Origin of the sequence: Aeromonas sp. s11 (assembly GCF_040907945.1) — a bacterium.
Classification (GTDB): Bacteria; Pseudomonadota; Gammaproteobacteria; order Enterobacterales; family Aeromonadaceae; genus Aeromonas; species Aeromonas veronii.
Window position 1 is genome coordinate 14,130 of sequence record NZ_JBFOCU010000049.1, and the last position, 24,241, is coordinate 38,370.

At 60.8% G+C, this 24,241-nt stretch carries 21 protein-coding genes and 1 tRNA gene; 10 read left to right on the plus strand and 12 right to left on the minus strand.

What is annotated here, in order from left to right; all coding sequences use genetic code 11:
- Positions 1-133 precede the first annotated feature (133 nt).
- The 8 genes from AB5Y84_RS13365 to hypA all read left to right on the plus strand — a co-directional run bounded on the left by AB5Y84_RS13365 (position 134) and on the right by hypA (position 9,116).
- Positions 134-225, plus strand: a tRNA-Sec gene (locus AB5Y84_RS13365).
- A 314-nt stretch (positions 226-539) separates the two neighbouring features.
- Positions 540-2,018 (plus strand): L-seryl-tRNA(Sec) selenium transferase, encoded by a 1,479-nt coding sequence (gene selA, locus AB5Y84_RS13370; RefSeq protein ID WP_368177137.1) that lies wholly within the window; start codon positions 540-542, stop codon positions 2,016-2,018.
- Between the two features lie 4 nt (positions 2,019-2,022).
- Complete coding sequence (gene selB, locus AB5Y84_RS13375; RefSeq protein WP_368177138.1) at positions 2,023-3,906, plus strand: selenocysteine-specific translation elongation factor; 1,884 nt, start codon at positions 2,023-2,025, stop codon at positions 3,904-3,906.
- Positions 3,903-6,341: a carbamoyltransferase HypF gene (gene hypF, locus AB5Y84_RS13380; protein ID WP_368177139.1), complete on the plus strand. Its 2,439-nt coding sequence runs from the start codon at positions 3,903-3,905 to the stop codon at positions 6,339-6,341. Before selB ends, hypF begins: the two co-directional genes overlap by 4 nt.
- 5 nt (positions 6,342-6,346) lie before the next feature.
- Complete coding sequence (locus AB5Y84_RS13385) at positions 6,347-6,598, plus strand: HypC/HybG/HupF family hydrogenase formation chaperone (RefSeq protein ID WP_005351497.1); 252 nt, start codon at positions 6,347-6,349, stop codon at positions 6,596-6,598.
- The gene (gene hypD, locus AB5Y84_RS13390; protein WP_368177140.1) at positions 6,592-7,704 is read left to right on the plus strand and encodes a hydrogenase formation protein HypD; all 1,113 of its coding nucleotides are present in this window, start codon (positions 6,592-6,594) and stop codon (positions 7,702-7,704) included. Before AB5Y84_RS13385 ends, hypD begins: the two co-directional genes overlap by 7 nt.
- Positions 7,701-8,705 carry a hydrogenase expression/formation protein HypE gene (hypE, locus tag AB5Y84_RS13395; RefSeq protein ID WP_368177141.1) on the plus strand — a complete coding sequence of 335 codons (1,005 nt, stop codon included), beginning with the start codon at positions 7,701-7,703 and terminating at the stop codon, positions 8,703-8,705. Before hypD ends, hypE begins: the two co-directional genes overlap by 4 nt.
- Positions 8,706-8,774: 69 nt before the next feature.
- Positions 8,775-9,116, plus strand: a complete 342-nt coding sequence (gene hypA, locus AB5Y84_RS13400) for a hydrogenase maturation nickel metallochaperone HypA (RefSeq protein ID WP_323917073.1) — start codon at positions 8,775-8,777, stop codon at positions 9,114-9,116.
- Here hypA and AB5Y84_RS13405 read toward each other — a convergent pair.
- Positions 9,094-9,468: a hypothetical protein gene (locus AB5Y84_RS13405; RefSeq protein ID WP_368177150.1), complete on the minus strand. Its 375-nt coding sequence runs from the start codon at positions 9,466-9,468 to the stop codon at positions 9,094-9,096. The genes hypA and AB5Y84_RS13405 overlap by 23 nt on opposite strands.
- Between AB5Y84_RS13405 and hypB the strand changes: the two genes are divergently transcribed.
- The gene (gene hypB, locus AB5Y84_RS13410; protein WP_265344154.1) at positions 9,463-10,155 is read left to right on the plus strand and encodes a hydrogenase nickel incorporation protein HypB; all 693 of its coding nucleotides are present in this window, start codon (positions 9,463-9,465) and stop codon (positions 10,153-10,155) included. The two genes, AB5Y84_RS13405 and hypB, sit on opposite strands and share 6 nt — an antisense overlap.
- Positions 10,156-10,514: 359 nt before the next feature.
- Here hypB and AB5Y84_RS13415 read toward each other — a convergent pair whose 3' ends face one another.
- The 11 genes from AB5Y84_RS13415 to hybO all read right to left on the minus strand — a co-directional run bounded on the left by AB5Y84_RS13415 (position 10,515) and on the right by hybO (position 21,593).
- Positions 10,515-11,156, minus strand: a complete 642-nt coding sequence (locus AB5Y84_RS13415; RefSeq protein ID WP_368177142.1) for an ATP-binding cassette domain-containing protein — start codon at positions 11,154-11,156, stop codon at positions 10,515-10,517.
- On the minus strand, positions 11,156-11,944 hold the full coding sequence (locus AB5Y84_RS13420) for an ATP-binding cassette domain-containing protein (RefSeq protein WP_368177143.1): 789 nt from the start codon (positions 11,942-11,944) through the stop codon (positions 11,156-11,158). Before AB5Y84_RS13420 ends, AB5Y84_RS13415 begins: the two co-directional genes overlap by 1 nt.
- Positions 11,938-12,753 (minus strand): ABC transporter permease, encoded by an 816-nt coding sequence (locus AB5Y84_RS13425; RefSeq protein WP_368177144.1) that lies wholly within the window; start codon positions 12,751-12,753, stop codon positions 11,938-11,940. The genes AB5Y84_RS13420 and AB5Y84_RS13425 overlap by 7 nt, the downstream gene beginning before the upstream one ends.
- Entirely contained in the window at positions 12,743-13,753 is a 1,011-nt protein-coding gene (locus AB5Y84_RS13430) for an ABC transporter permease (RefSeq protein ID WP_368177145.1), read from the minus strand. The genes AB5Y84_RS13425 and AB5Y84_RS13430 overlap by 11 nt, the downstream gene beginning before the upstream one ends.
- Positions 13,738-15,348, minus strand: a complete 1,611-nt coding sequence (locus AB5Y84_RS13435) for an ABC transporter substrate-binding protein (protein WP_368177146.1) — start codon at positions 15,346-15,348, stop codon at positions 13,738-13,740. The genes AB5Y84_RS13430 and AB5Y84_RS13435 overlap by 16 nt, the downstream gene beginning before the upstream one ends.
- Positions 15,349-15,479: 131 nt before the next feature.
- A complete protein-coding gene (gene hybE / locus AB5Y84_RS13440; RefSeq protein ID WP_257725432.1) occupies positions 15,480-16,019 on the minus strand; it encodes a hydrogenase-2 assembly chaperone in 540 nt (179 codons plus the stop codon).
- Positions 16,001-16,531, minus strand: a complete 531-nt coding sequence (locus AB5Y84_RS13445) for a HyaD/HybD family hydrogenase maturation endopeptidase (RefSeq protein ID WP_368177147.1) — start codon at positions 16,529-16,531, stop codon at positions 16,001-16,003. Before AB5Y84_RS13445 ends, hybE begins: the two co-directional genes overlap by 19 nt.
- Positions 16,531-18,234 carry a hydrogenase 2 large subunit gene (gene hybC, locus AB5Y84_RS13450; RefSeq protein WP_368177148.1) on the minus strand — a complete coding sequence of 568 codons (1,704 nt, stop codon included), beginning with the start codon at positions 18,232-18,234 and terminating at the stop codon, positions 16,531-16,533. Before hybC ends, AB5Y84_RS13445 begins: the two co-directional genes overlap by 1 nt.
- Positions 18,231-19,418, minus strand: coding sequence for a Ni/Fe-hydrogenase cytochrome b subunit (hybB, locus tag AB5Y84_RS13455; protein WP_021230238.1), 1,188 nt, complete (start codon positions 19,416-19,418; stop codon positions 18,231-18,233). Before hybB ends, hybC begins: the two co-directional genes overlap by 4 nt.
- Positions 19,411-20,457: a hydrogenase 2 operon protein HybA gene (gene hybA, locus AB5Y84_RS13460; RefSeq protein ID WP_213389496.1), complete on the minus strand. Its 1,047-nt coding sequence runs from the start codon at positions 20,455-20,457 to the stop codon at positions 19,411-19,413. The genes hybB and hybA overlap by 8 nt, the downstream gene beginning before the upstream one ends.
- 2 nt (positions 20,458-20,459) lie before the next feature.
- Positions 20,460-21,593, minus strand: a complete 1,134-nt coding sequence (hybO, locus tag AB5Y84_RS13465; protein ID WP_368177149.1) for a hydrogenase 2 small subunit — start codon at positions 21,591-21,593, stop codon at positions 20,460-20,462.
- A gap of 1,015 nt (positions 21,594-22,608) precedes the next feature.
- Between hybO and AB5Y84_RS13470 the strand changes: the two genes are divergently transcribed.
- Complete coding sequence (locus AB5Y84_RS13470) at positions 22,609-24,222, plus strand: IS1634 family transposase (RefSeq protein WP_368176411.1); 1,614 nt, start codon at positions 22,609-22,611, stop codon at positions 24,220-24,222.
- The last annotated feature ends 19 nt before the right edge of the window (positions 24,223-24,241 follow it).

A 24,241-nucleotide genomic window follows, 5' to 3' on the forward strand; every position in this document is an offset into this window, starting at 1 on the left:
TCGGGCTAATTGTGCTGAACTTGATATAAAACAAGGTTCTTTGAATTTTTCAAAAAATCGCTAACCATCGCTTTTTTATGACAAAAAAAGCGTTGCCAGTCACAGAAATTTGCCACAAAATGGCGTCCGTTACGGAAGTTGATGGGGTCTGGTGGCCTCCTCGGTCTTCAAAACCGATGTGAGCCGAGAAGGCTTTGGCAGGTTCGATTCCTGCCTCTTCCGCCAAATTTATCTATTGAACAAATACTCTCTCGCTAAGTTTGTCAGCCTGAATATTATTTTCATCGCTTGTTCAATATGTTTGAAGTAATACCTTAAAAAAGGTGCTTGCCGCTTGCCAATATAATCCGACATCAGGTTATCCCGCTGGCCAAAAATTAATTTATCAGCATCGATGCAGCATTAATTTATACCCGATCATTGATGCACCCCGTTTGCAGTCATCCGCAAATCGCCAGCAGTGCCATAACCCGTCAGCTCGGCCTCTCTATCGGCAAACCGGTGCGCATCCCGAACCCACGCACTGCACTGGTAATCCCATGCCGAACTCGTCTCACGCGTCAGATATCCCCCACCGCCAGCCCGCATCAGGTCAGGCAGCCGACGATTCACAGCCAGATTCACAGCAACAGCCCGGCCAGCAACCAACGCGCCGTCTGCCCCAAGTGGAACAGCTGCTGCAGCAACCCTTTCTCGCCGGGTTTATCGAGACGCTGAGCCGCCCACTGGTGACTCAGGCGGTGCGCGAGACCCTGAGCGAGCTGCGCCAGAGCGACGATTTTCGCCAGCATGGCGTTGCCCCCAAGCAGATCGAGGTGCTGATTGCCAAACGCTGCCGACAGCAGTTACGCCAGCGTCAGACCCGGGTGATCAACGCCACCGGCACCCTGGTGCATACCAATCTGGGGAGATCGCCATTAAGTCATGAGCTGTGGGACGAGGTGCGTGACCTCAACACCGGCTACAACAATCTGGAGCTGGATCTCGCCACCGGCAAGCGCGGCGGGCGCAAGGGGCTGATCGCCCCCCTGCTCCGTTGCCTCACCCAGGCCGAGGATTCGCTGGTGGTCAACAACAACGCCGCTTCGCTCTTTTTGCTGCTGCAGGAGGTGGCCAAGGGGCGCGAGGTGATCGTCTCCCGCGGCGAGCAGATCCAGATTGGCGGCGGCTTTCGCATCCCCGACATTCTGGCCCTCTCCGGCGCCAAACTGGTGGAGGTGGGCACCACCAATATCACTACCGCCAAAGATTACCTCGATGCCATCACCGATCAGACCGCGCTGGTACTGATGGTGCACAGATCCAATTTCGCCATTCGCGGCTTTACCGAATCCCCCGATATCGGCGAGGTGGCCCGCGCCCTGCCCGAACATGTAGAGCTGGCGGTGGATCAGGGCTCCGGCTTGACCACCGAGGAGTTTGCACCGGATGAAACCTCGGTGCGCCAGTACATCAAGGCGGGGGCGGATCTGGTCTGCTACTCCGGCGACAAGCTCTTGGGTGGCCCGCAAGCGGGCATCATCAGCGGCCGTAGCGACCTTATCAAGCGGCTGGAAAAACACCCCATGATGCGTACCTTCCGCCCGAGCCGCATCGTCTACTCCCTGCTGGAACGCCTGCTCATCCACAAGCTCAACAAATCTCCCGTCGGCGAGGGTATCGCTCAGCGCACCTTGAGCAACCCGGCCACCATGCAGGCGAGAGCCTCCCAGCTGATGGCCGCCCTGCCCGGCTGTTTTGTGCCGGTCCCCGCCCAGCTGGTGGTGGGCGGTGGCACCTTGCCGGACGAGTTCTATCCGGCCCCTGCGCTGGAGTGCACCGACCCGCGTCCGGCCCAGCAGCTGCTTGATGCTCTGCGCGAACTCCCCGTCCCGGTCATCGCCACCGTGCGCCAGCAGAAGGTGCTGCTCAATATGGCGACCCTGCTGCCAGCGGAGATGGATCTGCTGATCGCCCAACTCAGGGAGTTGCTGCTGCCCGCCCCGTTCAATGCAACAAATGCGACCGAGGAGCCTTGATCCCATGACCCCCTATCGCGCCGTTATCGGCCTTGCCGGCCACGTGGATCACGGCAAGACCCTGCTGATCAAGGCCCTCACCGGCATCACCACCGCCCGTGCCCACGAGCAGGCCATCGGCATGACTCAGGATCTCGGCTTTGCCCACTTCGACGACGGTCAGGGCAACACCATAGGCGTCATCGACGTGCCCGGCCACGAGCGCTATATCCGCAATATGGTGGCGGGGCTCTGGAGTCTGGATCTGGTGCTGCTGGTCATCGCCGCCGACGAGAGGTGGATGCCGATGACCGGCGATCACCTGCGCCTGCTCAAAGCGATGGGGGTACCACGCCTCTTGGTCTGCATCAACAAGTGCGATCTGGTCTCCCCCGACGAGCTTTTACTGCTTGAAGAGAGCCTGCTGGAGCGGGTAATGGACGAGAGCGGCATGGTGCCCGACATCGTCAGCGTCAGTGCCAAGACCGGCGCCAATATGGCCGCCCTGCACACCGCCATCGTGCGCCAGTTGGGGGATATGGCCGAACATCATGCTCTCCGCGAACAGGCCGCCCCGCGCCTCTATGTAGACCGGGTCTTTACCGCCAATGGCACCGGCACCGTGCTTACCGGCACCTTGCAACAGGGCTGCCTCAAGGTGGGGGACAAGCTGCGCCTCTACCCTGCCGATCGGGAGGTGCAGGTGCGCTCCCTGCAGGCCTATCACCAGAGCGCCGACGAGATCGGCGCCGTCTGCCGGGTGGCGGTTGGCCTTAAAAAAGTGCACCACAAGGAGGTGGCTCGCGGCCACTGCCTCACCAGCACTGCCGGTCAGTGCGAGGCGGCCACCCACCTTATCGTGCGGCTCAACGCCGAGAGCCTGAGCGGCAAGGCGTTACGCACGCAGGAGGTGGAGGTGGCCCTTGGCAGCTGGCATGGCCGCGCGCGCTTTGTACCAATAAAAGAGACCCGGCTGGCGCGGCTGATCTTTATCAGCCCCATCCCCTGCTTCTTTGGCCAGCCGCTCGCCATCATTCGCCACGGCAGCAGCGAACTGTTACACGGCGCCCGCATCGTCTGGTGTGGCGACATCCATCCCGCCAGACGCAAGGCGCTGCACGCCCTGCTGGGCGAGCTGCCTGATGACTTGGAGCACTACAACCCGGCCACCCTGCAACTGGGGCTCAATGGCTATGTGCTGGCCAGCCGCTTTGACCAGCAGCCAGAGCAGATCACCCCCCTCGGTGAGTGGCTGCTGGACAACCACTGGCTGGCCCAAAGCCGCGACCAGCTGCTCGCTACCTTGGCCAGCGAACCGCTTAGCGCCGCCGAGCTGGCAACCCGCTTTGGCATCGCCCTGCCGGTCACTCAGGCCCTGCTCCAGCAGCTCAAAAGCGAGCAGCTCATTCGCTTGCACCATGACAAGTGGCAACCGGGCAGCGGCGAGTCGGAAGATGATCTGGGGGAAGAGGCACAGCTGGTGCTCAAGGTGGTGCGAGATCAAGGCAAGGAGGGTTACGAGCCCGGTAAACTGGGCCCCGGCGGCGTTGAGCTGGATCCCTTTATCACCCGCAAGCTGCCCGCAGCCCTGCAGCAGGGCCTGCTACAAAAAGGCGCGTTGCAAAAGCAGCTGCGCAATCTGGCGCGACTCAAGTATCTGGTGCAGCTCGATGGCCCCATCTACTACGACGCCGAGCTTTACAACCAGATGGTCGCCGCCGTGCTGGCGGGCCAGCAGGTGGGAGATCTGATCGACATGGCATCCCTCAAGGAGATCACCGGTTTGTCGCGCAAATACGCCATTCCGTTCTGCCTGCGCATGGAGATGGATGGCTGGGTGCGGCGCGAGGAGAACGAACGCCGGGTGCTGCGTCTCCCAGCCAGTCAAGATGAGATGGAGCCGGCATGAGCACCACCATCGCCCACTCTGGCTCTGCCAATCCTGTGGCCAACCGGCTGCGCCGCGAATTTCATATCGACGGCATAGTGCAGGGGGTGGGCTTTCGCCCCTTCGTCTATGAGCTGGCACTGCGCCACGGCCTTGCCGGTTATGTCTTGAACGATGCCAACGGTGTCACCATCGGCGCCGAGGGTTCCCCCGAGCAGCTAGCCGCCTTTGCCCGCGAACTGCGGGAATTGGCGCCGCCGCTGAGCCGTATCGATCATTTCAGCGAGCGGGAACTGCCCCTCGCTCATGATCCCGACTTCGATGGCCAATTTCATGGCCAGTTTCGAATTAAAGCGAGCCAGCAGCAGAGCGCGGCCACGGTCGCCATCTCGCCGGATCAGGGGATGTGCGAGGCGTGCGCCACGGACGTGACTAATCCCGCAGATCGCCACCATCACTACCCCTTTACCAACTGCACCCACTGCGGCCCGCGCTACACCATCATCCGCAGCCTCCCCTACGACAGACCCCATACCGCCATGGCTGGCTTTGCCATGTGCCCGCGCTGCGCTGCGGCCTATGAAAACCCGCTGGATAGACGCTACCACGCCCAGCCGGTGAGCTGTCCCGAGTGCGGGCCCCATCTCAGCTGGCGAAATGGCCGTGGCGATGCCTTGGCCGAGCGCGAGGATGCCCTGCAGGCCGCAGCAAGCGCCCTGCAAGCGGGGGCGCTGATTGCAGTCAAGGGGATGGGGGGTTATCACCTGATGTGTGATGCCCGCAATGAACAGAGTGTTGCCAGATTGCGAACGTTCAAACGGCGCGAGCGCAAGCCGCTGGCGGTGATGATGGGCTCCCTTGCCGAGGCCAAATTGCATGTCACCGGCAGCGAAGACGAGTGGCAACTGCTCGCCTCTCAGGCCAGACCCATCACCTTGCTGCGCAAGCGCAAAAATGATGATCGGCACTCAGAATCTGGACCCTCAGCCGCGCCGCTGGCCGAGGAGATAGCCCCCGGCATCCCCTACCTTGGAGTTATGCTCCCCTATACCCCGCTCCATCAGCTGCTGCTGGATGCCTGCGCCATGCCGTTGGTGGCCACCAGCGCCAATGGTCGCGGCAGCCCGATCCTTATCGAATGCGAGGCGGTGGTCAGGGAACTCGGCAGCGAGATTGACGGCATCCTGGATCACAACCGCCCCATCCTGCACCCGTGCGACGACAGCCTGGTGCAGTGGACCGGTGGGCGACGCCAGACGTTGCGCCTCGCCCGAGGCTATGCCCCCTGCACCCCCAGCCTGAAAGAGGCGGTCAAGGCGCCGCTGCTGGCAGTCGGCGCGCAACAGAAGAACCAGCTGGCACTGGGCTTCGGCCGCCAGCGCATCTACAGCCCCTATATCGGCGATCTGCACAGCCTGCCGATGCAGGAGCACTTCGAGCAGACCCTGGCGACCTTTCGCGATCTCTACGATCTCAAGCCAGAACTGCTGGTCTCGGATCGCCACCCGGGCTATCTCAGCCATCAGTGGGCCAAACGCTATTGCCACGATCAGGGTGCAACCCATCTCGAGGTGCAGCACCATCACGCCCACCTGCTGGGGGTAATGGCCGAGCACAACATCACAGGCCCGGTGCTGGGTGTTGCCTTCGATGGCACCGGCCTTGGGGATGACGGCACCCTCTGGGGCGGCGAGCTGCTGATCGCAGACGTTCAGAGATTTGAGCGCGTTGCCCATCTCAGGCTTTTCAAGCTGATCGGCGGCGAGGCGGCCATCCGCGAGCCGGTGCGCCAGCTGCTGGGGCTGCTGTTCGAATCCTATGGCGTGGATGAGATCAGTGCCCTCGATATTCCGTTGATCAAGCAACTGCCCCTTAAGCGGATCAGCAACCTACACCAGCTCTGGCATCTTGGCCGCAACGCCCCTTACACCAGCTCCATCGGTCGTCTGTTCGATGCGGTGGCGGCGCTCTTGGGAGTGATCGACACCCCCGATTACGAGGGCGAAGCCGGGCTCTTGCTGGAGGCAGCCGCCTTGCAGCTGGCCCCCGATGAACAGCCCTTCCCCCTCGCCTTTGATCTCAGCCAATCAGCGGAAGGGCCACTGCATATCCAGTGGGCCGAGCTGATCCATACCCTTGTCAGCGAGCGGTGCAAAGGCACCTCCACCGCCAGCCTGGCCGCCGGTTTTATCCGCGCCATCAGCAATCTGGTTGTTGCCCTTGCCGAACGCTTCCCCGGCTATCCGGTGGCGCTCGGGGGCGGCGTCTTTCAAAACCGGGTGCTGATGGACCAGCTGGTGCCCGCTCTCGAAGCGGCCGGACGGCAGGTATTGACCTCTGAAACCCTGCCGCTCAATGACGGTGGCATCGCCGCCGGTCAGCTCTGGTTTGCCATCCACCATTTTGCCACGCACCAGCCTGTCACCACCGCTTGTGCCACCTTGTCGGAGTCCTGAAATCCATGTGTCTATCCATTCCCTCTCAGGTGGTGCAGCTGCACCCCGAAGATAACTGCGTCACCGTCGACACCTTGGGGGTGCAGCGGCGCGTCAGCTGCATGCTGCTCGAAGAGCCTCTCCAGGTGGGCGACTATGTGCTGCTCCATATCGGCTTTGTGATGAGCAAGATTGACCAGGAGGAGGCGCAGGCCAGCCTCGAGAGCTTCCGCCAGATGGTGGCCCTGATGCCCAAACAGGATATCTTGCCATGCTGACCTTGAATGATCTGTTTCAGGGCTTTCGCCAGCCCGAGGTGATCCGCGCCCTCTCCGCCCAAATCACCGAACTGGCCAAATTACTCCCCGAACCGCTGCGGGTGATGGAGGTGTGTGGCGGCCATACCCACACCATCATGAAATACGGCCTGCACCAGCTGCTGCCCGCCAGCATCGAGTTTGTCCACGGCCCCGGCTGCCCGGTCTGCATCATGCCCAAAGAGCGCATCGATCAGGCCATCGAGCTGGCCCGCCAGCCCAACGTCATTCTGGTCACCCTGGGGGACATGATCCGGGTACCGGGCTCCAAGGGCACGCTGGCCCAGCAGCGCGCCAAGGGGAGCGATATCCGCCCGGTCTATGACCCCCTCGATGCCCTGCGTATCGCCAAAGAGAACCCGGAAAAAACCGTGGTCTTCTTCGCCATCGGTTTCGAGACCTCTACCCCGATGACCGCCGCCTTGCTGGCTGCGGCTGAAGCTGAGGGGATTGAGAACCTGCTGTTTCATATCAACCATGTGCTGGTGCCCCCTGCCATTCATGCGGTGATGGCCGACGGGGTGGCCAAGGTGAACGCCTTTATCGGCCCCTCCCACGTCAGCGTCATCACCGGCGCCGATATCTACCTGCCCATCGTCGATCGTTATCAGGTACCGGTGGTGGTGAGTGGCTTCGAACCGGTGGATGTGATGGAGGCGCTCTTGATGATGGTGCGCCAGAAGGTGGAGGGTCGCTACGCGCTGGAGGTGCAATACAGCCGCGCCGTCACCGCCAGCGGCAATAAAGCCGCCCAGCGGCTGGTCGAGCGCTTTTTCGAGACCCGCGAGCACTTTCGCTGGCGGGGTCTGGGGGATATCAACGCTTCCGCCCTGCGCCTGCGCGATGCGTTTGCCAAGCGCGATGCGGAGCGTCACTTTGCGCTCAATCAGACTCCCATCGATGACCACAAGGCGTGCCAGTGCGCCGATATCCTGCGCGGCCTTGCCAAACCGAACCAGTGCAAAGTCTTTGGCCGGGGCTGCACCCCGACCCAGCCCATGGGCAGCTGCATGGTCAGCTCCGAAGGGGCCTGCAATGCCTACTACCGATATATGGGGATCCAATGAGAGAAATTCAGTTAAGCCACGGCGGCGGCGGCGTCGAGATGAATCAGCTGATCAACCAGCTCTTCTTTCGCCACTTTGGCAACGAGATCCTGCTGCGCGGTGAAGATGCCGCCCTGCTGCCGGTAGAGGGCCCCGTAGCCTTTACCACCGACAGCTTTACCGTCTCGCCGCTCTTCTTCGAGGGGGGTGATATCGGCAAGCTGGCTATCGCCGGCACGGTCAACGATCTCGCCATGATGGGGGCCAAACCCGAGTATCTGAGCTGCAGCTTTATTATCGAGGAGGGCTTCCCCTACGCCGATCTCGCCCGCATCGTCGAGTCGATGGCGGCAGAGCTTGCCAAAAGCGGCGCCCGCATCGTCTGCGGCGACACCAAGGTGGTGCCCAAGGGGGCGGCCGACAAGATCTTTATCAACACCAGCGGGGTCGGCACTTTCCCGCGGCCTGAGCAGAGCCGGGGCATCTCGGTACGCAATCTCAAAGCCGGTGACGCCATTCTGGTGTCGCGGGATATCGGCAGCCACGGCGCCTGCATCCTGATGGCCCGTGACGCCCTGCAACTGGGATCTGATCTCAAGAGCGACTGCACCACCCTCTGGCCACAGGTCGAAGCGCTGCTAAAAGCGGGTATTACCCCTCACGCCCTGCGCGATGCCACCCGCGGTGGCCTTGCCGCCGTGCTCAACGAGTGGAGCAGCGCCTCCGGCGTTGCCATCGAGCTGGAGGAGTCCGCCATTCCAGTGTGTGATCCGGTGCGTGGCCTGTGCGAGCTCTACGGCTTCGAGCCCCATGATCTCGCCAACGAGGGGACCATGGTGCTTGCCCTGCCTGCCGAACAGGCGCAGGACGCACTGGGCATCTTGCGACAATTCAACCCCGCCGCCAGCCAGATCGGCGTGGTGCAGGCAAGCGATCGCCACAAGGTGATCCTCAACAACCCCTGGGGTAGCCGCCGTTATCTGGAGCTACCGCAAGGGGAGCTGCTGCCGCGGATCTGTTGAGCGGCCATGCCGTTCCGTCAATTACAGGGAGGAGTCACTGCTCCTCCCCATATCGGTTAAGGAGCCACCATGCACGAAATGTCTCTGGCCATGGCCGCCATCGATCTGGCGGCCGAGCAGGCCACCCAGCGGGGCTTTAACAAGGTGACCGCCCTCTGGCTCGAGGTTGGCAGCTTCTCCTGCGTCGACCCTGACACCATCGCCTTCTGCTTCGAGGCGGCCGCCAAGGGCACTGCCGTCGAAGGGGCCCAGCTTCACTTTCAACACAAGGCGGCAGAGGCCTGGTGTTACGACTGCAACCAGACGGTCACCCTCACCGAGCGCGGGCAGGCCTGCCCCGACTGTGGCGGATACAAATTACGAGTCGCGCAAGGTGATAGCCTGCGCATCACCGACATCGAGGTAAGTTGATATGTGTAGCGTATGCGGATGCGGCCAGGCGCGGATTGCCGGCCATGAGCACGATCATGAGCATCATCACGAACATGATCATAAGCACGACCATCATCATGCTCATGACGCCCATCACCACCATGATCACGAGCAGAGCGCACCGCGCACCCTGATCATTCACCACCACTATCACCATCAGGGAGATGTCCATCACCACTACCACGGGGTACGGGCTCCCATAAGCCATGAGGGTCATGATCGCCCCTGCGACCATCATCATGATCACGCCCACTCTCATGACCACGGCCATTCCCACGCACACCCCCATGATCACAGCCATGACCATGACCATCAGCACGGTGATCTGCACTACGGCAAAGGGGAAGCGGGATTGTCGGTCCCCGGTATGGGGCAGCGCCAGCTGATCGCCATCGAGATGGATGTGCTGGCCAAGAACAATGCGCTGGCGGCCCACAACCGCGAACACTTCGACGAGGCGGCCCAGCTGGTGCTCAACCTGGTGTCTAGCCCGGGTTCAGGCAAAACCACTTTGCTGTGCGAAACCTTGCGCCAACTGGCCGACAAACGCCCCTGCGCGGTAATCGAAGGGGATCAGCAGACCAGCGCCGATGCGGATCGCATCCGTGCCACCGGCGTTCCTGCCGTGCAGATCAACACCGGCAAGGGCTGCCATCTGGATGCCAAAATGGTCCACGACGCCTGCCACCAGCTGCCAGCCAATGAAGGGGGCATCCTCTTTATCGAGAACGTGGGCAATCTGGTCTGCCCCGCCAGCTTCGATCTCGGCGAGAAGTACAAGGTGGCGATCCTCTCCGTCACCGAGGGGGAAGAGAAGCCACTCAAGTACCCGGACATGTTCGCCGCCGCCCAGCTGATGGTGATCAACAAGATCGATCTGCTGCCCTACGTCAGCTTTGACGTGGCCCGCTGCATCGAGAACGCCAAACGGGTCAACCCCTATATTCAGGTGATCCAGGTCAGCGCCACTACGGGTGAAGGGATGGATGCCTGGCTTAACTGGCTGGCCAGTGCCTAAACCGGTTAAACGCCGCTGATAACGGTAGAAGACAAGAGAGGGAGGCTGATGCCTCCCTCTCTTTTATCTATGAACCTTGTCCGCTGCTCTAACTGTTCAGAGTGACCAGCATCCCACACTCGCGTCCCCTCACCCTAGCCCTCTCCCCTGGGAGAGGGAACCGGTTTGTGGATGCCGACAGCATGCTGCAACTATACGACTCCCTCAAACCCCTCAGGGGGCGCTTCGAGCATAACAACCAGCCATATTTTCAAACCCCGAGATTTTCCAAACCCTAAACCCTGAGCGTGATGAGATGGCACCTTCAACTCCCTTCTCCCCTTGCGGGAGAAGGGCTGGGGATGAGGGGGAACTAACCCTCAGGCCGCATTTTCAGCCAATACACCAGTCACGGGCGGCACCTCCCCAAAGCGCAGCACCCGATGGCAGATCTGGCGCAGCAGCGCCTGCTGGTGGCTGAATATCACCATGGCAAGCCCGCGCTGTTCGCACTCCATCATCAACTCCCGCCAGAGATGACGCTGGATTTGCGGATCCAGCTGGGCAGTCACCTCATCGGCAATCAGCAGACGAGTGCGAGGATCGAGGGCGCGCAGCAGCGCGATGCGGGCCAGCTCCCCACCGGAGAGCTGACCGGGTTTACGACCAAGCCATTCAGGCTTGACCATAAAGCGGGCCAGCATGGCGTCATCGGGGCGCCATACATCCCACAACGCCTGCCCGGTGGTGCGATAGGGATTGAAGGTGAGCTCCGGATGCTGGGACACCAGCTGAATGGGGTTATAGCCTTTTACCTGTTCAGGTACTGGCTGCCCATCCAGCAGGATCTGCCCGCCGGCCCCAACCGGTTGCCAACCCGCCAACACTCGCCCCAGCGTGGTTTTGCCATAACCGCTGGGGGCGGAGATACCAAGCCGCTCCCCCGCTTTCACCGTCAGTGATAACCCCTGCCAGAGGGGACGTTCACCCTGGGCGATAGTGAGATTTCGTACTTCCAGCATCAGGAGACCTCCGGCACAGAGAAGAGCGCATTGAACTCGGGCAGCGCCTGCCAGTGGGCCCGGAGCATCTCGCTCCCCTGCCCCTGGCGCAGATGGTGGCAGCTCAAGGTATCGCTCACCTGCCCCTGATGGAGCGCGACTATCCGATCGGCGAAGCGGGCCGCCAGCGCCAGATCGTGGGTCACCCAGAGGATGCCGCTGCCCTGATTGGCCAATTCACGCAACTGGCCGAGCAGGAGACAAGCCAGCCCCTCGTCGAGCCAGGCGGTGATCTCGTCCGCCAGAATGTAGCGGGCGCCGCCGAGGGCCGCGGTGCAGGCCAGAATGCGCTTGGCCATGCCGCCGGAGAGCTGGCGCGGGAATCTGTCCAGGGTGGTCGCGGGCAGCTGGTAGCGCAGCAGCTGCTCGCCGAGCCGCTTGCGAGAACCGCTCTGGCCGCAGAGGCGTGCCGCACGGCCCAGCTGGCGCTCCACCGTCAGCAGCGGATTGAGGGCGCTTACACCCTGCGGCACATAGCAGAGGGTGTGGCCGCGTAAACGGGCCCGGCTGGCATCGCACAGGGGCACGCCATCGAGGGAGATGCTGCCGCGCATCCGCAGATTGTCCGGCAGCAGGGTCAGAGCGCTTTGCAACAGCAGGCTCTTGCCCTCGCCGCTCCCCCCCACCAGCGCCACTATCTCCCCCGGCGCCAGTTGCAGGCTGATATCGGTCAGCAATGGCTGCCAGCTGCGCCGTCCCAGCCAGGAGTAGTGGGCCGCCTCTATGGTCACCTGATCAAAACTCAGCATGGTTCACTCCTGTGCCACAACAGCTGTTGCAGAGCGCGGGTTGCCTGATCAAACAGCAATACCAGCAGCAGCAACATCAGCCCCGGGAAGAGGGCCAGCCACCAGCCGCCACCGGCCAGATAACGCAGGGCATCGGCCAGCAGCAGGCCAAGGGAAGCCTCGTGGGCCGCCAGCCCAAAACCGAGAAAGCTCAAGGCCGCGCTGTGCAGCACCGCATGGGGAAACATCAGCAGGGTGCCGATAAACCACTGGGGCAACAGCCCCGGCAGCAGGTGGATCCGCCAGCGACGCAGCGCCCCCATCCCCTGACAGCGGGCCAGCACCACATAGTCGCTGCAGGCGATCCGCCGCGCCTCGGCGCAGAGAATGAGCGCCAGCTTGGGCCAGTGAGTGAGCGCCACCGCCAGAATCACCCCGCGCATACCGCCCCCCACGGTAAAGCAGATAAGGATCAAGAGCAGCATATGGGGCAGCGCCAGCATGGCGTCGATCACCATTCGTACCGCCGCATCACATCTGGGGTGAATGAGCGACACGCTTGCCGCCACCATGGCCAGCAGGCCACTGCAGAGCGCCGTGCTGATGCCAAGCTCCAGACTGGTGAGGGTGCCCTGAAAGGCCCGCAACCAGAGATCCCGCCCCATCTGATCGGTGCCGAACCAGTGGGCCAGCGAGGGAGGCTGCTGGCGCGCCAGCAGATCCATCGGCACATCCTGATGAGAGAGGCTCCAGCCGTAAGCAGCCAGCAGCGCCAATCCAATCAGGGCTACAGCGAGACGAACTATGGAGGGAAGCGGATTAAACAGCATGCTCGCCCTCCCAACCCCGATTGATGCGGGCCAGCAGCAAACTGGCCACCGTGTTGCCAATAAAGACCAGCAGGGTGCAGAAGAGCACGATTCCCATCAGCAGGGGAATATCGCCCCGCAGCCCCGCATCCACTGTGGCCTGGCCGAGCCCCGGGTAGGAGAAGACTTTCTCGGCCAAGAGCGATCCGCCAATCAGCTCACCAAGGGAGGCAAACTGCAGGCAGAGCGCCGGGGTCAGGGCGTGGCGCAGCACATGAAAACGCAGCATGGGCCAGCCGCCATCCCCCTGAGCGCGGGCGTAGCGGATAAAGTCACTCTCCAGCACCTCGGCCACTCGCGCCCGGGTATGCAGGGCAATATTGCCCAGCCCGAGCAGGGCGAGCGTGGTGACCGGCAGCAGCAGATGACGCAACCGCATCAGCCAATCCGCCTCATCGGCAGCGAGCCCCGGCGTCCAGGCGCAGCAGACCGGCAGTAGCGGCCAGTGCACCGCAAACAGGGCGAGCAGCAACAGGCCGACCCAGAAGGTGGGCAAGGAGGCTAGCAGGTAGGCAAAACGGCAAATAAGACGATCGGGCCAGCGGTTGAGATAGCGACCGGCGCAGAGCCCAAGCAGGATGCCGAAAAAGCCGGAGAGCAGCCAGGCGCCCGCCAGCAGCAGGAAGGAGGCGGAAAAACGCTGGCTTATTACCTCACCCACAGGCGCGTTGTAGAGCATGGAGTAGCCGAGATCCCCCCGCAGCATTTGGTTGAACCAGTGCCAGTAGCGCAGCCAGAGCGGTTGATCCAACCCCCAGCGGGCGGCAATGCGGGCGTACTGCTCCGGCGGCACATGGAGCAGATCGTTGCCGATATAGGCCTTGATGGGGTCGATGGGGGAGTAACTCAGCAGCACAAAGGTGGCGACCGAGACCAGACATAACAGCCCTGCCAAACGCAGCAGGGCTTTTAGCAACAGATAACCTGAATGACTCAAGGGCGAACTTATCGGCACGTCCACCGCCAATCCTGCAGGTTGTTGAGCAGGGACCAGCTACCGTGGATTTCCGGCGCCCCCTTGCCAAGATCGATGCAACGGTTGGCGAGATAGGTGTGCTGCACATTGAGCAGCCAGGCCCAGGCGGCATCACCCAGCACTCCGGCGCCCGTTTTGCCATCCCACTCCACCTGCTGCCAGAACGGCACGGCCGCCTGCCAGTTCGGGGCATCCAGCGCCTGCTTGAGGTGGCCATCCACCACAGGGTTGCTGTAGTAGCCCGGATTGTAGAACTCCACGCCACCGGAGCCGCTCTGATAGTGGTGATAGAGCTCCATGGGATCCAGACTCCCCCACCCCATCAGCACCGGATTGGCGTGCATCTCCCGCTCCACCTGCTCCCAGCTGCCGGACTTGAGGCTCACCTCGAGGCCGATGGGTTTGAGCATGGCCCGCACCGCTTCTGCCAAATCCCGGCGGGTGCTGTCGCCACTGGTGTACCAAAGGGTAAAGGCGGCGCGCAGGTCGCCCTTGTGGCGAATGCCGTCACTGCCCATCTTCCAGCCCGCTTCGTCGAGCAGGGCATTGGCGCGGGCCGCATCGCCATCCTTGAAGGCGGTGGCCTTGTTTAGCCAGGGCAGGCCTTCCACCGCGCTGTAGGCGGGGATGGCATGTCCTTCCAGCAGTTGATCAGCCAAAAGCTTGCGATCGATGGCGTAGTTGATGGCGCGGCGCACTGCCACATCCGAGGTCACGTCATTGCCGATGGGATAACCCTTGGCATCCTTGCCACCCGCAGGCGGAATAGGGAATACGATACCGCGGTTCTCGACACTCGGCCGCACCCACAGCTTGAGGGAGGCAGGCACGGTGGGCGCCAGTGACGGGGCAATGCGCACCACATCGAGCTGGCTGCTCTGGGCAGCGGCATAGGCGCTCTCTTCATCGATAAAGACAAAGACCAGCCGTTTGAAGTCATTGTTGCCACCGGCGTAATAGGGGTTCGCCTCCACCACCAGCTGTTGACCCGGCAGGAAGCTTACCAGCCGGTAAGGGCCGGCACCGACCGGTTTTTGGGCATAGGCTTGTGCGTCGTAATCCTGCTTCGACACTATCCCCAAAGATCCCAGCACGTTGACAAAGGTACTCTGGGGGGCACTCAGGGTGATGGCCACCTCGGTGGGCGAGAGCACCTTGGCCAAGACAAAGTTGCCCATGTCGATCTTGCCTCCCCCCTTGGCCGCGCTGTTGTAGGTAAAGGCCACATCCTCGGCGGTGAGTGGCGCGCCATTGGAGAATTTCAAATCCGGCTTGAGGGTAATGAGCCACCCCTTGCCATCCTTGTTCGGGGTCACCGCTTGGGTGAGCACATTCTGCCAGCTGAGGTCCGCGTTTTGCTTGAGCAGCGGACTGTGCAGCAGCAGGTAGCTGCCGTGACTCCAACCGAGCAGAGGGTCAAACCCTTCGGTGGGCTCACTGCCGATGGCGAGCTTGAGCTCGGCAGGCACAGGTTGGGCAACGGCCAGCGCCGCGTGAGAAGCGGTGCCCAGCAGCAGGGTCAACAGGGCGGTAGCGCTGGATCTGGCGTAATGGCGAAGGGAATTGCGTGGAACAGTCATGGGGATCCTTTTTGTTTTGTACCACTCACGGATCATCACTCAAAAACGAGGCGCAATGCGTGTCTGAACATGGGAGTGAGGGGCCAAAATGGCCCCCTATTCTAAACTTGATTTCGCGTGAAACCTAGCGACTATGCCGGTTGACCGCGCCGGGCACCGAATAGCCGTCTGCGACCCAGATCCACGCCGCCAGCCCCTTGCTGCACCGGCAAGGAGAGCAGCATCTTGAGGGTGCTGCTCACCAGTGAGCGCCCCTCCCCAGCCCCGAGATGAGGATCGAGCGGCGACATCAGGGAGCAGGCCAGCAGCTGACCACTTTCGGGCAATTCACCCACCATAAAGGTCATGTTGCCGCAAGGGAGCTGCAGGGCGAGCCGATCGCTGCTGCTGCGCACCGGCCAGAGTTGATCTGGCCCCGGCAGCACCACCACGCTCAACATCCAGGGGGTGAGCACGCAGCCGAGCCACTGGTCTTCAAACAACGTGCACTCCGCCACAATGGGCATGGTGGCGTGATAGAAGGGCAACGCCTGCATCTCTTCGCGAGCGATCCGCTCATACTGGGCTACCAGCAGAGGAGCGGGATTGGTGGCAAGACAGGCAAACTCCTGTGCCGTCTCCGGTACTCTCTCCAGCACTCTCTCAGCCTCGCTTAAATGGGACTGCGCCATAGACCCTCCCGCGCTTGTTCAGCTTTCTCCTGCTCAGAGAGCGGGATGGCGGGGGCACCGACACTGGCCAGCAGGGTCAAAATCCGATCCGTCGCCTCCCCCATGGCAGCCGCCACCTCAGGGGTGAGGCCGATACGCGGTTCGAGGGATTCGGGCTCGACCCCGATCAGGGTGAGCCGCTTGGGCGACTCCCCCGTCATATGCAGCGCCGAGAGCACATCCGCCAGCCCCAGCTGATGGGGGGAGATCTTGCGGCCAAACAGGGTCGGGATCTCCTCATCTTTCAGAGTCACTACGGTGCCCGGCGGATTACCGCTGCGCACCGCATCCACCAGAATGATGTGATCGCGACTGGCCATCGCTTCGAGCAGCTCCATGCCGGCAGTACCGCCATCGAGCAGCTCGATGCCAGGGGCGAAACGGTAGTTGCGCCCCAGCGCCTCAACGATGCGCACGCCGACGGCCTCGTCACTCAAGAGCAGGTTGCCGACGCCCAGGATCAAGGTGTTCATCACAGCACCTTCACCTGAGTCGTTTCGCCATTTTGGGTATCCACCACGTGCACCGCGCAGGACATGCAGGGGTCGAACGAGTGGATGGTACGCACCACCTCCAGCGGCTTGGCGGGATCCGCCACCGGGGTGCCTACCAGAGATTGCTCGTAGGGGCCGGGCTCGTCATTGAAGTTGCGCGGGCCCGAGTTCCAGGTCGATGGCACCACCGCCTGATAGTTCTCGATCTTGCCGCCCTTGATGACGATCCAGTGGGAGAGCATGCCGCGCGGCGCCTCTTCAAAGCCTACCCCGCGAAACTCTTTATCCGCCGGGATCTCGGCCTTGATGTAGGCGGTGGTGTCCCCCTTGCCGATGTTGTCCACCAGCGCCTTCCACTGGTGCGCCAGGGTGTCTTTGAGCACGCAGCAGCGCACCGCGCGACCGATAATGCGACCCATGGTGGAGTGCAGCTGTTCAGTCTTGATGGCGAAACCGGTCAGCGCCTTGTAGATGCCGTTCAGCTGGTCGAAGTGCGCCACCGTCTCCGGGTGTTTGGCGGCAAGCTTCACCAAGAGGTCTGCAAGCGGCCCCACCTCCACCACCTTGCCGTAGAAGGTGGGGGATTTGACCCAGGAGTATTTGCCGTCATCCTGCCAACCGGTGTAGTTCGGCTCGGTCTTGCCCTCCCACGGCTTGAGAGGCTCGTCATCCTTGTACCAGGCGTGCTTGTTGCTCTCGGCGATGCCATCTATCAGCCAGCCATCCTGATGACTCTCGATGGGGCGATAACCCGCCAGATTGCCATTCTCGATGTAGCCGCCCGGCATCAGGAAGCTGCCGCCGTTGGCGTCGGTGGGGAGCTCCGGCACGCTCAGGTAGTGCTTGGCCCCCTGCCCCAGATTCAGCCACTCGGGGTAGTGCGCGGCTATGATGGCGGCATCCACCTTGTAGACCTGCTCGATAAACTCGCCAAGCCGGTCGATAAAGCTCTTCACATAGAGCAGCCGCTCCAGGTTGAGCACGCTAGGTGCATCCAGATTGATGGGGTTGGCCACGCCGCCCACCGCCAGATTCTGGATGTGCGGGCTCTTGCCACCGAGGATGGCGACAATGCGGTTGGCATCGCGCTGGCACTCCAGCGCCTGCAGGTAGTGGGCCACGGCGATGAGGTTTACCTCCGGGCTCAGCTTCATCTCCTTGTGACCCCAGTAACCGTTGGCAAAGATGCCGAGCTGGCCGCTCGCCACCAGCGCGCGGATCTTGTCCTGCACCTTGGTCAGTTCATCGGCACTGTTGAGGGACCAGGTTGATACACCCTTGAGCATGTCCGCCGCTTTTTGCGGATTGGCCTCAAGGGCCGCGGTGATGTCCACCCAGTCCAGCGCGGAGAGCTGATAGAAGTGGACGATGTGATCGTGGATGTTGTGGGCCGCGATGATGAGGTTGCGGATAAACTGGGCGTTGACCGGCACCTTGGCGCCGATGGCATTCTCCACAGCCCGCACCGAGGCGATGGCGTGAATGGAGGTACAGACCCCGCAGATGCGCTGCACTATCATCCAGGCATCGCGCGGGTCGTTGCCCTTGACGATCTCCTCCATGCCGCGCCACATGGTGCCGGACGACCAGGCTTTGGTCACTTTTCCGCCTTCGATTTCGCAGTCGATACGCAGGTGCCCCTCAATGCGGGTGATGGGGTCTATGGTGATACGTTGGCTCATACGTTGGCTTTCCCTCGGGCCTGATAATCTTGGTGAACACGTTCAAGTGATGGCAGTACCGGCAAGAGCCGGATCAACAGCAAATAGGCACACACCTCGATGGCAACAAAGCCCAGAGAGATCAGCACCTCCTCCGCGGAGGGGAAGTAGTGGTAGCCATTGCCGGGGTTGAAGGCGAGCAGGGAGTAATCCAGTCGCCAGAGGGCGGCGCCCAGCAGCATGCTGAGGGCCCCCAGAAACAACATGCGCGAATCCCGGCGGCTCTTGTCCCAGTGGAACACCAGCAGCGGGAAGATCATCAGCGCAATCTCGCTCCAGAACATGATGGAGAAGCGATTGAACTCGGAGAGATACTCCGACTTGTCGTGGATGACGATCTCGGCAAAGCGCAGCGCCACAAACAGGATCAGGAAGATATCGATCACCTGGGTCAGCTTGTAGAAGAGCGACTTCTCATTGGGGCCCCGCCCCGCCAGTCCCGCCTGCACCAGAGAGCCCTCAAATACCACGATAGAGAAGCCCATGATGAAGGCGGTCAGCAGCGAAAAGACCGGCAGCAACTCGTAGCTTTGCCAGAGCGGATGGATCTTCTCCCCCGCGACGATCATCAACGAGCCCATGGAGGATTGGTGCATGGTGGGCAGCAGGGCCCCCAGCGCCAGCACGAAGAACATGATCTTGTTGAGGCGAATGAGGGACGCCTTCCAGCCGAACTTCTCCAGCAATACCGGCGCAAACTCCAGCGCCATCACCCCGATATAGATGGTCATGCAGACCGCCGTCTCGAACAGCACCGAGGAGGTGTTGAAGTGACCGGGCAGGTAGAAGTACGGCAGGTTCCAGTAACGCCCCACGTCGATGGTGATGGAGAGGCCACCGAGCGAGTAGCCAAACAGGCTCGCCAACAGCGCCGGTCGCACCAGCGGGTGATACTCGCCCCGGTTGAACACATAGACAGCCCAGGCCAGTGCCCAGCCGCCGCAGGCGAAACCGGTGCCGATCAGCAGATCGAACGAGATCCAGAGCCCCCAGGGGTAGCCGCCGTTCAAGTCGGTGACCGAACCCAGCCCGAAGACGAGGCGTTTTAAAATCAACATGCCGCACAGCACGGCAAAGGGGGCCAGCACCAGCACAGGCCAGCTGACCAGCTTGCCGCCGAGGGGATACGCCTTGTGATTACTCATGATCCTTGCCTCCCTTTGTGGTGCCCTGATCCTTGATCTGCGTACTCCCCTGATCATGGCCATCATCATGATGGTGATCGTGACCATGCTTGGTGTTGCGGCGGATCAGCACCGAGAGGCCGGTCAGCACCACCATGGGCAGCACCATCCCCTTGTAGAGGGTGTGCTGGATATGCTCGGAGCGGGCACCGGAGGAGAGCTCCGGCAGATCGGGCATGTCGAGCTTGGTATAGGGCACCCCGGCCAGCACCAGCACCTGGGTGCCGCCCCCCTCCTTCTCGCCATAGACGTAAGGCTGGTAGTTGGGCACCTCGTGCAGGTAAGGGTCGTTGGCAGAGAGGGTCTGGCGCGGATAGGCATATTCGCTGCCCGGGGTCGCCAGCAGGCGACGCTTGGCCTCGGCCATCAGCTCCTCGCGGGTGCCGAAGATGACGGCGCCGGTCGGGCACACCTCGACACAGCCGGGCAACTTGCCCTGATCGATCCGCTCAAGCCCCTTCTGGTTGCAGAGCTCGCACTTGTGGATCGCCCCCAGCGGGTTGTCATAGTCATATTTGGGTACATCGAACGGGCAGCCCACCATGCAGTAGCGACAGCCGGTGCAGACGCTCGGGTCGTAGTGAACGATGCCGGTCTTGGGATCTTTTTTAAGAGCCTGCACCGGGCAGACAGAGACGCAGTTGGGATCGACACAGTGCATGCACTGCTTCTTGATGTAGGCATAGCCATCCACCAGCTGATCCTTGTGCTCGCCAGTGCCGCTCTTCCACACCTGAATGATGTTGTTGGTGTAAGGGGTCAGCTTGTCGTTGTTGGACCAGGTTTGCGCCCCGGCTGGGTTGGTCGGGTTGCCGTTGAGGCGCTGACACTCCGCAACACAGGCCTGACAGCCAACGCAGAGGGTGGAGTCGTAGAGCATGCCGAGTGCGCCGGGAATGGGCGGCTTGTTCTTGGCCGCCGCCAGTGCGGTACCGGGTACGGCTGTGCCCGCCGCCAGCGCACCGACGGAGGCGAATTTGAGGAAGTTGCGTCTGTTCACGGTTACTCCTCCCGTGATGGGTGCTGCCCGGCTTCGTGGCGCTTCTGCTGGCGACCGAGTTCACGCACCGTCATCAGGCTTACCCCCACCAGCACCCCGAGGGCGCCGCCGATAAGGCCGGTCGCGGTGGGCGAGGTATAGCCCCCCTCCTGAATTTTCACATCGGGTTTATCCACCCGCGGAGTCGGGTTTTCTACCTTGGCAAGCTGGAAGATCCCCTTGCTAAAACCGACCCCCTGCTCGTTACAGCCATAACAGGGGTGACCGATGCCGACCGGCCAGATGCCACCGCCCACATCGCAGAACTCCAGAGTTGAACAGTTGCCATAGGTCTCCGGCCCCTTGCAACCCAGATGGTAGAGACACCAGCCCTGACGGTGGCCCTCATCGCCAAACTCCTTGGCAAAACGCCCTGCGTCGAAGTGCGGACGACGCTCGCAGTTCTCGTGGATCAGCCGCTCATAGGCAAACAGCGGACGCTTCTTGCTATCCAGTGCCGGCAGCTTGCCGTAGGTGATGTAGTAGGCAACCGTGGTGAGGAAGTTGTGGGGATTGGGCGGGCATCCCGGGATATTGATGATGGGGGTGCCGATATTGCCGAGGGCCTCTTCAAGGCTGACAGCGCCGGTCGGGTTGCCACCGCTGGCAGGCACACCGCCCCAGGCGGCACAGGAGCCGATGGCGATGACGGCAGCCGCATCGGCGGCGGCGCGGCGAATATGGTCGACGATAGGCTCACCGGCCACCATGCAGTAGACGCCGCCATCCTTGAGCGGAATGGAGCCATCCACTACCAGCACATACTTGCCTTTATAGCGCTTGATGGCGTTGTGCTTGTTCTCTTCAACCTGATGACCAAAGGCCGCCGAGAGCACCTCGTGGTACTCCAGCGAAATGGTGTTGAGGATCAGGTTCTCGATGGTGGGGTGCGTGGCCCGCAGCAGCGATTCGGTACAACCGGTGCACTCCTGCGCCCCAATCCAGATCACCGGCGGCCGTTCGGGGCTGGTGAGCGCAGTGGCCATCTTGGCGACGGCATGCTGACTTAATCCCAGGGTTGCGGCCATCCCGGCACACAATTTCATAAAATCACGGCGATTAATCCCATGAGCCGATAAAAAATTATCCTCGACCATTCTTCTTATTCCCGTAGTGAGCACTTGTTTGATAAATGCTTAATAGCGGAAATGCTAAGGACTCACCCACCCTGCAGTATTGATCTCTATCAATTTCGACCGGCTTACCCCTATTTTCATAGCGAGCCACATCACAAATGAAATTAATTACCCCCAAAGAGATATTTAGCATCCCCGTAAATTTTATGAACTTAATTGGATATTAAATAATTAATCACTGCATATCCTCTCTTTCACTGTGAGCCAAATTAACATGATTGAAATCTTGGCTATACCGCTAATTTCACAATACTGATGCCCACCAATAAATGATCCATTGAATATATCTTTACTCATTCCATTGCATATTTCATGCAGTCATCCACGGGACAACCTCCTGACTTGCCTCCCCATACCAAAACTGTCTCACGGCCAGCTACTACCGGTAGCAAGCACGGCCTTCACGGCACGATTTACCTGCATGTCGCTTGGTTTCAGTTTGCATTTTACCTGCGCTTCAGTGCGACACGTTTTACTGCGAGCCCACACAGCACAACCCCGCTTGTCCTCCCTGACGTTTAACACCGCTTAATGAAAAGATGCCACCGAGGTATGCATATCAGTATGACCTGCCCCCCACTCTTTATCGTCTTGGATGCTGGTGAGTAAAATATCGCGCTCACGGATATGTTTACGCATCATCGTGAATCTGCATTCAAATTAATGGTAAGAGAAAAGGCAAGGTGGAAGGCTGCCTTCAACATAGTAATCATATTTAACTTGCGATACATTCGCTCATCCGGTTACAGATGTTACCACCCGCCTTCACACTATTTACCTTCACGTCACCCTGCGTAATTAACCAGAGCGTAAATATCCATCCCCATCGATATAGATGATAATTATTCTTGTTCAATGGCAACCCCAAAAAATGAGTTGGGATGACGATAAACCCGTCATTCCGCACCTAATTTTGGCTTTTTCAAAGCTTGACGGCGATCGGCCATTCTGATCTATTACTCTCTTTTGCAGGTAGATCATCATGGCCGCTATCGCTATCCGTAACCTCGATCACCTTGGTTTGGTCGCCGCACTCTGCCAAGAACTGGGAATTGCCCGCATGATTGATGCGGTGCTCCCCAAAACACCGCCTTTCAAGGTCTCACACGGTGACGCTTTGGTGGCCATGATAGTGAACGGCCTCGGCTTTCACAGCAGCACCCTGCACATGTTCCCACAATTCTTCGCTAACAAGCCGGTTGAGCGCCTGATTGGCCCCGGGATCTGTGCAGATGATCTCAATGATGATGTGCTCGGGCGCTGTCTCGATGCCCTCTTTGAGGCCGATGTCAGCACCTTGTATCAAGTGATGGCGGCGCAAGTCGTTGAGCGACTGGGGCTCAACAGCACCGCAGTGCACCTCGATATCACCAGCTTCCACGTCGATGGCGCCTATGACCAGGCCGATGGGGACACGATCGGTAAGCTGCAATTGGTGCGGGGTTATAGTCGAGATCATCGGCCAGAGCTGAACCAGGTTATCCTGGAACTCATCTGTGAAAATCAGGCCGGGCTACCCATCTACATGCAGGCCCTCAGTGGCAACAGTAACGACACCAAAGCCTTTGCCCAGACTGTTCGTCGCCACTTGAGCAGCCTCAAGGCTGCGCAGGATTGCCGTTATCTGGTCGGCGATGCAGCACTGTATTGTGCCGAGACCTTGCAACTGCTGGCGCAACAGCAGCAACTGTTTGTCACCCGGGTGCCGGTCACGTTGAACGAGGCCAAGCAGGCCGTGGCAACGATTGGCACCCAGTCGCTGGTTGCGCTGGGCAATGGTTATCATGGCTGTTGGCAATCCGCCCATTATGCCGGCGTCGCGCAGCGCTGGTTGCTGGTGCGCAGCGAACAGGCCAGCAACCGTGAGCAGCAAACATTGGCTAAAAACCTGCTTAAAGAGAGCACCCGCGAGCTCAAAGCCTTCGCCAAATTGTGTGCCAAACGCTTTGCCTGCCAAGCGGATGCACAGGCCGAATTGAGTCGTTTTAGCGCCAGCTTGATGCTGCTGCAACTGGATGCCGAGGTGGTGAGTGACCCCGTTTATGCCGGTTGTGGCAGACCGAAAAAGGGGGAAGCACCGGTCAGCTACCAGTTTCACATCAGTGGTGTGGCGGCAACCAGCTTGGCGCAAGTTGAAGCGGCTCGCAACCAGACCGGGGTGTTCATCCTGGCGACCAATGACCACAGCGACACGCTGACCATGGCCGAACTGTTGGCCACCTATAAGGCACAGCAGAATGTCGAGCGAGGCTTTCGTTTTCTCAAGAGCCCGGAATTTTTAACCTCCTCACTGTACCTGAAAAAACCGGAACGAATTGAAGCGTTGCTGATGGTGATGACCTGTAGCCTGATGATTTATGCGGCCCTGGAGCACCGGATCCGGCAGGGGTTAGTGGCGCAGAACCGCAGTGTGGCAGATATGAAAAAGAAGCCGACCCAGCAGCCAACCGCCCGTTGGATCTTTTTGCGCTTTGGTGGCATCCATGAGTATCGACTGGGAGAAGCCCCGCCTCAGATAACGGAGCTAACAGGAGACCAGCAGATCATTTTGGAGGTATTGGGTGAACGCTACCGACAAATTTATTCCTAAATCAGGTGCGGAATGTAGG

Excerpts from the sequence above, each read along its gene's own strand:
- hypF (WP_368177139.1), top strand. The coding sequence starts at position 3,903 with ATGAGCACCACCATCGCCCACTCTGGCTCTGCCAATCCTGTGGCCAAC.
- hybO (WP_368177149.1), bottom strand. The coding sequence starts at position 21,593 with ATGGTCGAGGATAATTTTTTATCGGCTCATGGGATTAATCGCCGTGAT.
- AB5Y84_RS13425 (WP_368177144.1), bottom strand. The coding sequence starts at position 12,753 with ATGCTGTTTAATCCGCTTCCCTCCATAGTTCGTCTCGCTGTAGCCCTG.
- hypA (WP_323917073.1), top strand. The coding sequence starts at position 8,775 with ATGCACGAAATGTCTCTGGCCATGGCCGCCATCGATCTGGCGGCCGAG.
- AB5Y84_RS13435 (WP_368177146.1), bottom strand. The coding sequence starts at position 15,348 with ATGACTGTTCCACGCAATTCCCTTCGCCATTACGCCAGATCCAGCGCT.
- hybC (WP_368177148.1), bottom strand. The coding sequence starts at position 18,234 with ATGAGCCAACGTATCACCATAGACCCCATCACCCGCATTGAGGGGCAC.
- AB5Y84_RS13420 (WP_368177143.1), bottom strand. The coding sequence starts at position 11,944 with ATGCTGAGTTTTGATCAGGTGACCATAGAGGCGGCCCACTACTCCTGG.
- hypE (WP_368177141.1), top strand. The coding sequence starts at position 7,701 with ATGAGAGAAATTCAGTTAAGCCACGGCGGCGGCGGCGTCGAGATGAAT.
- hypD (WP_368177140.1), top strand. The coding sequence starts at position 6,592 with ATGCTGACCTTGAATGATCTGTTTCAGGGCTTTCGCCAGCCCGAGGTG.
- AB5Y84_RS13385 (WP_005351497.1), top strand. The coding sequence starts at position 6,347 with ATGTGTCTATCCATTCCCTCTCAGGTGGTGCAGCTGCACCCCGAAGAT.
- hybB (WP_021230238.1), bottom strand. The coding sequence starts at position 19,418 with ATGAGTAATCACAAGGCGTATCCCCTCGGCGGCAAGCTGGTCAGCTGG.
- selA (WP_368177137.1), top strand. The coding sequence starts at position 540 with ATGCCGAACTCGTCTCACGCGTCAGATATCCCCCACCGCCAGCCCGCA.
- AB5Y84_RS13415 (WP_368177142.1), bottom strand. The coding sequence starts at position 11,156 with ATGCTGGAAGTACGAAATCTCACTATCGCCCAGGGTGAACGTCCCCTC.
- hybE (WP_257725432.1), bottom strand. The coding sequence starts at position 16,019 with ATGGCGCAGTCCCATTTAAGCGAGGCTGAGAGAGTGCTGGAGAGAGTA.
- AB5Y84_RS13445 (WP_368177147.1), bottom strand. The coding sequence starts at position 16,531 with ATGAACACCTTGATCCTGGGCGTCGGCAACCTGCTCTTGAGTGACGAG.
- selB (WP_368177138.1), top strand. The coding sequence starts at position 2,023 with ATGACCCCCTATCGCGCCGTTATCGGCCTTGCCGGCCACGTGGATCAC.